At 57.4% G+C, this 12183-nt stretch carries 11 protein-coding genes; 3 read left to right on the forward strand and 8 right to left on the reverse strand.

The annotated features are described in order from the left end of the window. Positions 1-2: 2 nt before the first annotated feature. A complete protein-coding gene (locus tag AC4CWF_RS14960) occupies positions 3-707 on the reverse strand; it encodes a hypothetical protein (RefSeq protein ID WP_491282428.1) in 705 nt (234 codons plus the stop codon). Positions 708-827: 120 nt separating this feature from the next. Between AC4CWF_RS14960 and AC4CWF_RS14965 the strand changes: the two genes are divergently transcribed. Genes AC4CWF_RS14965 through AC4CWF_RS14975 form a run of 3 tightly spaced genes read left to right on the forward strand, consistent with a single transcriptional unit; the run spans position 828 to position 5397 of the window. Further along, on the forward strand, positions 828-3209 hold the full coding sequence (locus AC4CWF_RS14965; protein ID WP_491282429.1) for an ATP-binding protein: 2382 nt from the start codon (positions 828-830) through the stop codon (positions 3207-3209). Beyond that, positions 3206-4879 (forward strand): DEAD/DEAH box helicase family protein, encoded by a 1674-nt coding sequence (locus tag AC4CWF_RS14970; RefSeq protein WP_491282430.1) that lies wholly within the window; start codon positions 3206-3208, stop codon positions 4877-4879. Before AC4CWF_RS14965 ends, AC4CWF_RS14970 begins: the two co-directional genes overlap by 4 nt. After that, on the forward strand, positions 4876-5397 hold the full coding sequence (locus AC4CWF_RS14975) for a hypothetical protein (protein ID WP_491282431.1): 522 nt from the start codon (positions 4876-4878) through the stop codon (positions 5395-5397). Before AC4CWF_RS14970 ends, AC4CWF_RS14975 begins: the two co-directional genes overlap by 4 nt. Before the next feature lie 7 nt (positions 5398-5404). On the opposite strand, the gene AC4CWF_RS14980 is transcribed toward AC4CWF_RS14975, so the two are convergent. The 7 genes from AC4CWF_RS14980 to AC4CWF_RS15010 form a co-directional block, all read right to left on the reverse strand. Further along, on the reverse strand, positions 5405-6091 hold the full coding sequence (locus AC4CWF_RS14980; protein ID WP_491282432.1) for an Eco29kI family restriction endonuclease: 687 nt from the start codon (positions 6089-6091) through the stop codon (positions 5405-5407). Beyond that, a complete protein-coding gene (locus AC4CWF_RS14985; protein ID WP_491282433.1) occupies positions 6088-7242 on the reverse strand; it encodes a DNA cytosine methyltransferase in 1155 nt (384 codons plus the stop codon). Before AC4CWF_RS14985 ends, AC4CWF_RS14980 begins: the two co-directional genes overlap by 4 nt. Next, positions 7226-7651 (reverse strand): very short patch repair endonuclease, encoded by a 426-nt coding sequence (locus AC4CWF_RS14990; protein WP_491282434.1) that lies wholly within the window; start codon positions 7649-7651, stop codon positions 7226-7228. Before AC4CWF_RS14990 ends, AC4CWF_RS14985 begins: the two co-directional genes overlap by 17 nt. A 93-nt stretch (positions 7652-7744) precedes the next feature. Continuing rightward, positions 7745-9139 carry a GTP pyrophosphokinase gene (locus AC4CWF_RS14995; protein ID WP_491282435.1) on the reverse strand — a complete coding sequence of 465 codons (1395 nt, stop codon included), beginning with the start codon at positions 9137-9139 and terminating at the stop codon, positions 7745-7747. A 678-nt stretch (positions 9140-9817) separates the two neighbouring features. After that, complete coding sequence (locus AC4CWF_RS15000) at positions 9818-10489, reverse strand: hypothetical protein (protein WP_491282436.1); 672 nt, start codon at positions 10487-10489, stop codon at positions 9818-9820. Positions 10490-10505: 16 nt separating this feature from the next. Further along, a complete protein-coding gene (locus AC4CWF_RS15005) occupies positions 10506-11018 on the reverse strand; it encodes a hypothetical protein (RefSeq protein WP_491282437.1) in 513 nt (170 codons plus the stop codon). A gap of 79 nt (positions 11019-11097) precedes the next feature. Then, positions 11098-11388: a hypothetical protein gene (locus AC4CWF_RS15010; RefSeq protein ID WP_491282438.1), complete on the reverse strand. Its 291-nt coding sequence runs from the start codon at positions 11386-11388 to the stop codon at positions 11098-11100. Positions 11389-12183: the final 795 nt, after the last annotated feature.

A 12183-nucleotide genomic window follows, 5' to 3' on the forward strand; every position in this document is an offset into this window, starting at 1 on the left:
GATTATTCGCCATTCTCGATAAGGCCGTGTAGTCGCTGGACGAAATATGAATTGACGCGTTCAATGGCGTCCATGACGGGGAAGTTGAAGTGCGTGTCGAGGTCCTTCCCCGCGATAGCCAAGGGTGCTTGTATCGAGAGCAGGCCGTAATAGAAGACTATGTGCGCGTGGCTGGATGCGGGAGCCAAGCCGCGGACCCGGCCGTAGTCGGTCAGAAGCATGTCCGTTCGGACAAGATCTTCCTGGATCATGCGCCGCTTTCCGCCGTCGTATGACCCGTTGCCCCGCTTGACATTGTACGATCGTAGCGACTCGTCATCTTCATCATAGACAATGATGTCGACGCGTATGGACCTCTCCCGGTCCCCGTAGGGAAGGTCCGTCACAAGGAGAGGTTCGATGCGTTCGCTGACGCGCGCGCGGTTGAGCGACTCATGCGATAGCTTGAAGTCATCTTCCGTCCAGACGCGCAGACGCGCGCATTCCTTGAGACGCTCAAGAAGCGCCATCTCCAAAATGGCGCCATGCCGCTTGTAGGCGGAGCTTATGATCGAGGTCGCTCGGGAGTATTTGCGGCCGGCGATTGGGTCCTCTCGGAAGCTTGCGCTTCCGAGCTTTTCGATCGTATCGTCGACAAAGGGACGGAGGCGTTCAAGATAATCATCCGATTCGGATATCGCAGATGCAGCGGCTATGTGTGACGCCATGGTTGTTCCCTCGCTGTCGAATTATCTACTAGTATATGCAAGGATTTGTCACTACTTTTACAAGTAAAGCCTCAATAAATTAGAGATATCGAATACAATTGCTGGTGAGGACGAGACTGCATGGCTGGAAACGAATTCAATCTTGAACCAAGCCCACGGGTCTTGCCCATGTTGGGGGAGATCAATCTCGATCAGTGGCGTTGCATCGCGGAGTTGATCGACAACGCAGTCGATGGCTTTCTGAAGCAAAGTCGCGAGGACGCGCCGTTCGCGAATGCCCGGGTGGATGTAATTCTGCCTGCGGCGGACAAGGATGGCGCCACAGTACGTATCCAGGACAATGGAACGGGAATGACGGTCGAGGTCTTGGAGCAAGCCGTGCGGGCGGGTTGGTCTGGGAACAATCCGATCGACAGCCTTGGCTTGTTCGGCATGGGTTTCAATATCGCCACGGCTCGTCTTGGCTCGGTAACGGAAGTCTGGACGACGAGAAAGGGCGACCTTGAATGGCACGGCCTTACGATCGATTTCGATGAACTAAGGCGCCAGCGTCATTTTCGCACGCCAAAATTGACGCGTCCCAAGGCCGATCCGGAACAGCACGGCACTGAGGTCACAATCAAGAGGTTGAAGCCCGAGCAGCGCAAGTGGCTGGTCAAGAACGCGAACCAAACGGCCCTGAGAAAACGCCTCGCCCAGGCATACTCCGCCATGCTCCGCATGAACGGCGTCCCCATCAACTTCGAGCTCTACATCAATAACAAGCGCGTCGAGGCTCGTCGTCATTGCGTCTGGAACGAGGATCGGGTCGTGCCGGGCGTTGGAGGAGCCACGACGAGCGCGATGATCCCTATCAACCATACGCTGCCAACGCGGTTTTACTGCACGAATTGCCTGACCTGGGTTCCCGAGGCCACGGAATCCGAGCCCTGCCCATTATGCTCCGCCGAGGGCTCCGTCGTTAAGCGACAGCGGCGCATTAAGGGATGGCTTGGCATCCAGCGTTATCTGGATCAGTCGGAGTTCGGCATTGACTTCATCAGGAACGGCCGGAAGATCGAGATATCCAACAAGGACTTGTTCTCCTGGAACGACGGGGAGGAGAGCGAAGAGCGCGAATATCCGATCGATGATCCCCGAAACCGCGGTCGTATCGTTGGCGAGATTCATATCGACCACTGCCGTGTCAGCTATTCAAAGGACCGGTTCGACCGCGCGGATCCTACGTGGAACGAAATGGTGCAGCTCCTCCGGGGCGAGGGCCCCTTGCGACCAGAAAAAGCCAAGGAGCTGGCCTTTCCTCCGAACGAATCCCCGTTGTTCGCCTTGTTCAAGGCGTTCCGTCGCACAAGTCCCCATTCGAAGACGGCCGGCGCATACGCGCGTATACTTATAGCCAAGGACAACAATCTCGCCATGGAAATGGCGAGTTACTTCCATGACGGTCATCCGGAGTACCAGGATGACGCCAAATGGTGGGAGTTGGTGGAAGCCGCTGATCGCGAATTGCTATACGGCCAAGCAGGTCAGCCCGGAGCCACGGCTCAACCAGCCGGGCAGCCCACTACTTCGCCAGGAGGAAATGGGGGGCTGCCCCCCGGCATTATCGACAACCCGGCACCAGGCGGACAGCCCGCGCCACAAACGCCGCCTGCGGCCGCTCCTGCCCCCGCCGCGCCGGTACGTCGCGAAGTCGCGAGCCTGACGAGGAAGTACCATCATCAATCTTCGGGATTGATGTGGAACGTCGTGGCCTACGAAGTCGCTTCAAGCGACCCGGACTTGCCGGCTGGCGTTCCGTGGGCGATCGTGCTCGGGGACATCCCCACGAAGACGTACCATTACCTGTACAACCCGCTGCATCCGATTTTTCAATCGATCACGATGACGCCCCGCGACGGGATGTTGGCACATCTCGCCTACATGACGGCCGATCAAACGCGCAGCTCCAAGCACACCCCGGATATTGCATCCATACTGAGCGAATTCCGGTTCGCCTACGGGGATGAAAACGCCCTCGACTTCAAGGCCCTTCCAGCCGATGCCTCGGCCATCTTGGTGGATGTCGCGAGAGCATTGGTGAATGCCTGCCCGAAAGAAGAACGCGCGTCGCTCTTCAACGACCTGTCTGTGCAAGAGCAGACCACAGTGATGCGAGCTCTCGCGGGGAAGAAGATCAAGCCCGCCGAGGCCACCATCGACGGCAGCTTCCTGCAGTCCGCCCCCTCCGACATCATCAAGACATTGGTGATCCGGCGCCCTGAGCTCTGCTTCGACGGTAAGATCTGGGACGAGCCGTACGGCGATCTCGACTACGGAGACACGGAAATCACGGAAGACGCGAGAAGGAGCGTGCTGTCCAAGTACGTGAGCCTGGTGAGCGACGCCATATGGCTTTCGAAACAGGACCTGAGCGACTTGGGGTCTGCGTCCAAGGATGAGATCATTCGCGCGGTCATGTCCCTGCAACTCCTTAGACCCGATGTCGAGCCCATTTCATGATCCCCTTTCTCGACGATCGCCGCCTTCTTCGTGGCCCCTGGCAGGCATTTGAGAGGGATGTTGCGCGGATGCTCATCCACGCGGGCTTCGATGATGTGCGCGTGGTTGGCGGCAGCGGGGACAAGGGCGCCGATATCGTTGGGGTCAAGAACGGGGAAATCTGGGTTGTTCAGTGCAAGCACACGACCACGGCGCCCGCCACGAAGTACGCGGTGCAGGAGGTCGTTGACGCGGGCACTTTTTATGGCGCCAACCGGATGGTCGTCGCCACCTCCCGGGCGATCGGCGGAGGACTACAGGCTGAAATAGATCGTTTTCGCCGCATTGGGATCAACGTCGAGCTCCTCAACCCAGCGAACCTGGCACTGATGGCGGCGCGCGTCCCTGAATACGCGAAATCGCGGCGGGAACTCAGGCCCTATCAACAGGACGCGGCCGCTCGCTTCCGCGAAGGCCTCACCGATACCGGTCGTGCGCAGGCGGTCCTGGCCACCGGAATGGGCAAGACGGTGGTGATGGCCGAGGTGGTCAGCGACCTTTACCGGGACGGGCTAATTCGTGACAATCGCGTCCTGGTGTTAGCCGACAAGCGCGAACTGGTCCGTCAGCTTCAGTTCGGGTTCTGGTATCAGTTGCCCAAGTGGATCCCAACGCACCTGCTCTCCGGAGACGAGATGCCGTCCTTTTATGACGGCATAACATTCGCGACGGTGCAGAGTGTCATTGGGCGGGTCGACGAACTTCCCAGCTTCGGCCTGGTCCTCGTCGACGAGGCTCATCATATCGGCTCGACGACATTCAGGCGAGCAATAGAAGCGCTTGAGCCGCCGATGGTGGGGGGAGTCACGGCGACGCCGTGGCGCGGCGACGGGTTCGATATCGATGAAATCCTCGGTAAGCCGCTCATCAGGCTCGGCATTTCCGATGGCCTCAAGAACAGGTATCTCAGCGAGGTCGACTATCGCCTTCTGGCTGACAACATCGATTGGAAATTCGTGCAAGAAAGGTCCGTCCACAACTACTCGCTCAGCCAGCTCAATAAGAAGCTGATCATGCCGACTCGGGACGAGGAAGCGGCGCGACAGATCGCCGAGGTCTTCAAAGAAGAGAACCGCCGTGGGGGCATCGTATTCTCACCCACCGTCGATCACGCCGAGAGCTTCGCGGGCTCGCTGCGGAGCTTCAGCCTTAGAGCCGAGGCCATCTCCTCCAGGCAGGACGCGCGGGAGCGCGACAGGCTGATGGCGATGTTCAGGCGCGGCGACATAGATTTGCTGACCAGCGTGGACCTTTTCAATGAGGGAGTGGACGTGCCGGACGTCGACCTGATCGTGTTCATGCGCGCGACGCATAGCCGGCGGATTTTCGTGCAACAACTCGGGCGCGGTCTCCGAATGAGTCCTGGAAAGGACAAGGTCATAGTACTGGACTTCGTGACCGACCTTCGTCGCATAGCGGAAGTGGTCGAGCTTGAGAAGGCGTCCTCGGGACCGCTGGAACGTTTGCCAATTGGCCACCACTTGATCAACTTCAGGGATGCATCCGCTGGCAGCTTCATGTTCGAATGGCTGAAGGACCAAGCGGATCTCATGCTGCGCGAGGGAGACGCCCAGCTTGAACTCCCGAAGTTCGATTTCCCCGTCACGCCACAACCCGGAGGCGTCGCATGAGCGTTCCGGACGCGGTGAGGCGGGAGATCAAGGAAAGGCTTTGGTCCGAGGCCGACCGGCTGAATTGGCCCTCGCTCTCGGCCTTCGATAAGTCTCGTTATTACGGTATTTGGACCGAGACAGGGGATGTTGGGGGGCGACTGAGCCAGTACATGGACCCTCGACAGGTCCGCGTCTACATCAAGGACACGTTGCTGAAGCCATACACCCGGGAGGCGTCAGCTAGTCACGACCTGGCCTTTCGTGTCTTAGGCATTGAACCAGAAGCACGGCCCGTTGCCAGCTACATCAAGCCGCACGGACGGTTGCTCGATGACGATCGTCATGTCGCCTGGAGCAAGGCGAGCGAGTGGAAGGCGACACTAATGGCTCTTCATGAGCGAGCATTTCAACGAGGCATTCCCTACGGTGCGGTTCTCACGCACGCCGGGTCCAAGTTTTCATTAGAAGACGACCGACGCGTGGTGGAAGCGGCTGCCTCGAAGCTAGGCATTGAAAGGATCGTTTGGCTTGGCTGACACGAGGTCACACCTCATCTGCGGCTTGCTGGGCCTCAGCTTCTTCGGCGGCCTGCTGCTCTTCAATCACCTTGGGGAGCTTTTCCAGCGCCTTGCCGGATAGGTAGTCGGAGACCCGGCGTCGCAGGAACTCTTCGGTCAAGGGGCTTTCAGCCAGTTTCGCCACGAAAGCGCGGCCAGGATGCAGGACATCCCAAGGCGAGCGGTACTGCGTCGCGCGTCGCTTCCCGGGATCCCTGTTTCCGAAGCCGTCGATCGCTCTGTTCCAAAGCGGCTTAAAGTTCTCGATCAGTACGTTCTCGCCGAGCGGAATCCAGATATCATCCACGATCAGGAACCGAACGAGAAAATCCTCGATGCGCAAATTGCTCGCGTGCTCGATGGAGGTGGCGTGCTGAGCGAGTCGATCAGCCAGGGAACGGCCCTTGGATGCGTCCGAGCTCAGCCCGCCCTTGCGTCCTCCCTTTGGTATGGCCTTCCCGATATAAATCGGCCGCGAGAACACGTCGTTCAAGTTCCCCGTCCTGATCGGCGCGTAGGCGGGAAAATCTCCAACGTAATAAATTACGTATATGCCCGCGCCCTTCACGTCGCCGGCGGCGGACAGCGGTATCGGCGACCGTCCCAGCAGCTCGAACTCGATGCTCTTGGCGAGGTTCGCCTTGTCGAGGGGATTATAAGGGCTTTCGCTCACGCGGCTTTCCTGGGCAGATGACTCGCGACGCCTTCGCCCACGATGCGGGCTAGCTCGACGGGCACGGCGTTTCCAAGCTGCCGCATCGTCTCCGTCCATGACCCATGGAAAAGAAAGTCATCAGGAAAAGTTTGCAGGCGCGCGCTCTCGCGGACGGTGAAGTAGCGAACCGATCCGTTCGGGCGAAGAAGCATGTTCTCGCCACCGGGAACGCCGTGCACACCAGCCTTCAGCGTTTTCGCCGGTTCGTCGAGGGCACTGCCTGTATGGCCGTGGTATGAACGCGCGCCGGGTTGGAAACGATGGTTCAATAGCTTCTCGCTCGCGACCGGATCGAATTCTGGATCAGGCAAACCTAAAAGTGCGTCGCGGGTGGTACGCCAAGGTGCCAGGTTGGTGTCGTTTTCCGTTGTCACGTTTGCCCTGGCGTCGGGGCGATCTTTCCGGGCCACGCGATGTCGATCCCAATAATCCCCGTGGTCCTGATCCCAAATCAGGGCCTCGCGGGAATGAGTTCGCAGGGGAAAATGCCAGCTCACGCCTAGGTCCTCCCGGAACCCGACGAAGAACACGCGCTCACGCTTCTGCGGCACGCCATAATTCGCGGCGTTAAGAACCTGGGCGACCACCCTGTAGTTCAAGCCGCTCCTACTGCCGCTGGTGTGATGTTGTTCTAGGCGCGCGAGATGGTCGCCCCACTCCTCTTCGCGGCGAGCCTTGATGTCAGGATGTTCCAACTGCAGTTTTATGTATTCAAAATAGTTGCGAAAACTTGCCCGTGTCAGGCCTTTGACATTCTCGAAGATGAAGGCTTGCGGCCTGGTCTCACGCACAGCGCGAATAGCCTGCGGAAACATGTCCCGAGCGTCATCATAGGCGCCATGCTTGCCGCCCATCGAAAACGGCTGGCACGGCGGACCGCCCGAAACGAGACGGATCTTGCCCTCGTATGGTTTGAAATCGACCTGTCGGACATCGCCCTGGGTGACATTCCAATTGTCGACCGCTGCGATCCCGCGCTTTTTGTTCTCGCGGATGGTGTCGCAGCAATAAGAATTCCACTCGATCACGTTCACGGGCCGGAAGCCCGCGTGATGCAATCCAATGCCGAGCCCGCCGGCGCCCGCGAAGAGTTCAACCGATTTCATCATTGAAGAATGCCTGTAATTTACTTTCGAGCAAAGCCTGATCCTTTGTCTCGCATTCCCATATTACCAACACGTCCCACCCATCGGCCTCGAGCGCCTGTTCGTTCCTGCGGTCCCGCGACGCGTTACTTTCCAGCTTTGGAACCCAAAATTCCTTGTGGGATTTGGGCAGGCGGGCCAGTTTGCACGTCGAATCGGGATGACGATGCCAAAAGCATCCATGCACGAAAATCACCTTGCGTCGCACGGAAAATACGAGGTCGGGGGAGCCTGGCAATTCGCGACGGTGAAGCCGGTAGCGATAGCCCATCGAATGAACGAGGCGACGAACGGCCATTTCGGGCTTCGTGTCCTTCCCTCGGATGAGGGACATGCGCCTCGAGCGCGCGGATTTGCTAAGCGTGTCAACCATGCCATGCGACTTCAACGTTATCTTCGGCGAGAAAAAGTAACCGTGATCTGGACCACCGTCCCGCGAAATTGACTCTGTCGCCCGCAGATGCCGTCACGGGCGGGTCGATGGGTCCCTAGCCTCGGTCAAGGCTACCCGGACACGGTCGTCGGGATGGTTTTCCAATTCTTGGAATACCGTATTGAGGGCCTCGGTCGCTTCCAGCAGAACCTTGCGGGAGGGGATCTCTATCCCATGCACTAGATTGTTCCGCAAGCGACGGACACCCGAGATAGTATCCACTGCTGAGGCTGAAAGGTCTAGGGACCGCGCGCCAACTAGCGGATCAATGTACCCGCGCTTGGTGGTAAGAAGGTCCGCGCCAAGGACTCTAAACGTTCTTTCGAGCGTGATCCACGCCGAGAGGAAATCGCCGACCTTGTCGGCCCGCGACGCGGCTTGAAGCGATGGCTGTGGATAGATTTCCGGGGCCGTCAGGGTGGACTGCAATGGTCCGTAATATGAATACAACTCGGGGTGCATCCCAAGGATAATGTCCGCGATCTGGTCGGATAGCGCCGGGCCGTTAGCGGCCGCCGCAGCGTCCGGAAGAAGGGGGCGCAATCTGTCGGAGCTATTGAGGTCCGCCTTCCTGAGGAGCTCGTAGAGAATATCGACGCGGCCAACCGCGGGTTCCCGGCCGTCTGGCACGCTTCCCCGCATCCACTTGTGGAGGAAGGCGGCGAGTTCGTAGTGATTGTCGAATTTCGCGTCATGCGCTCCACTCAGTCGCCGCTCAACTGCCTTTTGAAGCCGTTCAAGCGCAATTTCACCGGCGATCACCATGCCGTTCAGCTCATCAAGGATGGAATGCTCCTCCTCGGAAGGCATGCCGCTTTCGGGCTTGTAGACGAGATCATGTTCGACCTCTGCCCAGGAGTGCATCAGGACGGAGCCGACTTGGATCTCGATCGCCGCAGCAGCGTAAGATTTCTCGCCGTCCTCAAGCGCCGTCTCGGGCATGAGTACCCGGTAGTGATCGGCGTGATATCCGTCAAACCGCTTGGAGTCCTTGCGAACTTTCGTTTTCTCGGGAAAGTTTTTCACCTTCAGGACGTCGAAATTTTCGCCAAGGATGGCTTTTACCTTGTCACGATCCGCTGGAAAATAGAGGGCGATGCGAACGCCGGCGAGATCCGGGATGTCGGTCCTGATCTCATCGTTGTTTCGATAATTTTTCTCTTTGTTCCGTTGCTGCAACTTGGACTGCAACTTATTGGGGCGCTTCGCCCGATGGCTGACGATGGCCCGCACGCCTTGGGTCGCCAGCAACTGTTCGCAACGTCGGCTGCAAAGGGATGCCGCCGATTGATAGTAGTCATACTCGCGCGCGTAAGCGTTTATGAAATCGGAAACAACTTTTGACAATCGACCATCCCCCTGCACCGACCCTAGCGAGCTAAGCTCAATAAATTCAAGAATAATATTCCAGAGTATTCGCGCGGTCATCGATCAGGTCGAGGTGGAACGACCCGCAGATCCGAATTTGCGGAAAGGACGCTTGAGCAGATGGAGATGGGCAGCGGAGCGACCCCGGCGACACTGCTCATTTGTTCGGAAGACACGCTCGGCAAGATTCGAACTATATGATGGCGGTGAGCAAATTGGAATGAAATTCGTCCGTATTTACGGAGCGTTGTACCTGAATGTCCGGCTTGCGCGGGCAGGCTGCGAGGTACTTTATGGCCGCCTCATCGCAAACTTGATATCCGAAAGCGGAAATAATTGCCGCTCTCCCGCCATGTTAAGGTCAGCCCAAAGCCAGGGCACAAAGATGGCATCCACGGTCGCTCGCGACAGGAAAATATAGGGAAAGCAAAGGGTATTTTTCTAAGCCATTGAAATAATGTGAGAATCCAGGCCTCCCAGGCAGGCCAGTTTTGGCCGCTTTTTTGCTCTAAATCGGCGACCCTTTCCAATTCGAAAAATCGACGTCTTCTCAACAAGTTGAGCGGTCTCGGCTGCGATCCTTCAAGCCATCAGTCAACCTCAAGCGACCCAAGAAAATTTGGCTGGGGACCCGCGATTAATGACTGCAACAGGGCCGACAGGGGACGTACTGCTGACAGGGCAATTGGCGCGAAAAGCGGACATCGAATTTCTTGCTACCGAGCTGTGTCGTTGGCCCTAGTGGGAGGATCTGTAGTTCTTGAATGTCGTTTCGAAGGATCCAACCAAGCGAGTTTCGAGCCGGCCGGCCAAAGGCGTCAGTCCTAGCTCGTAGTTCTTCCTATGCTTTGCAAACAGCTTGCTGACGTTAGGAGAGTCGCTGCTGCCGATGAAGAAGCGATCGCCGTGGTAGACGTCGTTCAGGAGTCCCAAGAAGGATCGCCCCAAATTAATGCCGATGGTGGAGCCCATATAGAACTTGCATTCTACCGCCATCACGACCTTCCCACTCCTGGGATGGACGTTCTTGTCCCGGCAGGTGTCCGCTTCCGTCTTGTAGAGGACCGCAACGTCGCACTCGTGTGCCACTTGGGATCTTCCGGCCACGAAGACGCCAACATGGGCTTCGAGCAATGGCTTTCCAGGGAAGCTGATCTCGGCATGGCAATAGTTGTGTGCGTTAGAACCGATGTGGGAGGGCGAAGTACGAAACCAAAAACTCGTCGGCACACTTCCGTCACGAGCTTTGAAGGAAATGGTAGCGCCCTCCCTCCTGGCTGCTTGAAGGACTAGCGCCCAGACATAGGCTTCGTACAAATCGTATCCCGCGGATGCTGAGGTCAGATTAGCACTCGGCAGTCCCGCGAGGGCGGTTGCGATCTCGGCCATCAGGCCAGGGCGAAGCGGCATCGTCTATCTCCTTGAGTTAGGAACCTGTAGTTTCAAGTTCGTAACGTAACTCAGCAACAAGGTTCCGCAGCGCTTCTATACTCCGGTCGGCACCCTCGATGTCGTCAAAGACGATCGACCGCGTCGGATTAGAAGTCTGATCGTTGCCGAATTCCACAGACTGCCAGGTGTCTTTTTCTGATAAGACACTCAACGCCATCACAACTTTGACCGCCATTTTGGTCGGTGCGAGTGTTGCCAGCTCGAGACCATCAAGAAGGATCTTCAGCTTCTCCCTGCCGTTGTATTCGTGACGACCAATGAACTCAGCCTTTCCTGGAGAACTCACACCCCGATCACCAGCGACGGGATCCGATATTCTCTTCTCCTCCTTGACCTTGATGCTGACAGTGACTGGCTTGCCCAAAGCAATTTCCGTCTCGATTTCTGGCAGAAAATCATCACGGCTGGACGGCTGGGCCGCACTTCGTTGATCGCGCAGGATTTTCAACAGATCTTGGTAGGCGGTCTCAGCTTCATCTTCAGTCATGGAGGGTTCCCAAATGCTCAATCGGATGTGCCCGAGTCGAATTCACTTGTCTATGACAAGTGAAGATGGGCGGTAAAGCTCAAAGCGAAACGCATTTTGCCAGTGATCCTTTGCGAGGAAGCGATTGAAACGGCTTTCCTTTCGCTGGTGGAAAGCACAATTCAGGCCGGGTGGTCGGAAACGGCATCGTTGGCTTGCCGATGGCCGCCTGCTCAGCGCCGGAATCAGAACTGTCAGGTTGGCTGGAAGGGCTCGCAAGATTACGTTTCATGTTTTTAATTCCGCGCTCGTGGAATATCTGCTCAACTGCGGTGCTGTCGATGAGTGGCGTGTCGAGGATGCCGAGGCCAAGGCAGAGACTAGACGTCATGCCTCAGGTCGGGCAAGGTTCTTGCGGTTGGCGAACAGGAAGAAGCCCTCGCTCGAGATCGTCGGCGCTACCGACGAAGCCGCATCAAGGCGTCGGGGCTGGAAGGATTTCGACATCGACGGATTGCTCCGCTGAACCCGGATGTCCAGAACACACCGAAGTTTGACTTTCCGCCATGCCAGCTCGAACATCACATTGATCGCGTATCCCAGTTCTTTCTCCAGACGATCTCAAGCTCCACGTGTTGTCCGCTATTCTCGAACGTCGGCTCCGGAGTGCACAGGTGGCCTGACAGCGAGTAAACCTTTTCACCTATACTAAGCATCATCTATCGAAAGAGGCGGTCCACCGCGCGCGCGAGGACGTGCACGTCTTCGCGCGTGTCTCTGGCTGAGCATTGCTATGAGGCTACGGCTGCGGGAACGTCCGGTTCGGGGTAGGTTTGGCTAGGGTTCTATGACCGGAATGAAGGCTCGAAGCGGCCATCCGTGCGGCGACCGCGGGAACATGAGCTTCAGCCCGAAAGCGGAAATTATTTCCTCTTCCGGGCCATATTGACTGATGTCCAAAGCCAGGGCACAAAGGTGGCATCCACGGTCGCTCGCGATGGGAAAACCGAGGGAATTTCAAGGATTTTCCACTAAGCCTTTGAAATCATGTGAGAATTCAAAGTCCCCAGGCAAGCTATTTTGGACGTATTCCCTACTTTCAAAGGTCGTCATTCTCTTCCACAAAAAGTGGCGTCTTTACAGCCACTTGGCGCAATCTCGCGTGAAGTCGCACGTCGCGTTCTCC

It is taken from the genome of Neorhizobium sp. PAMB6630, from assembly GCF_058242775.1.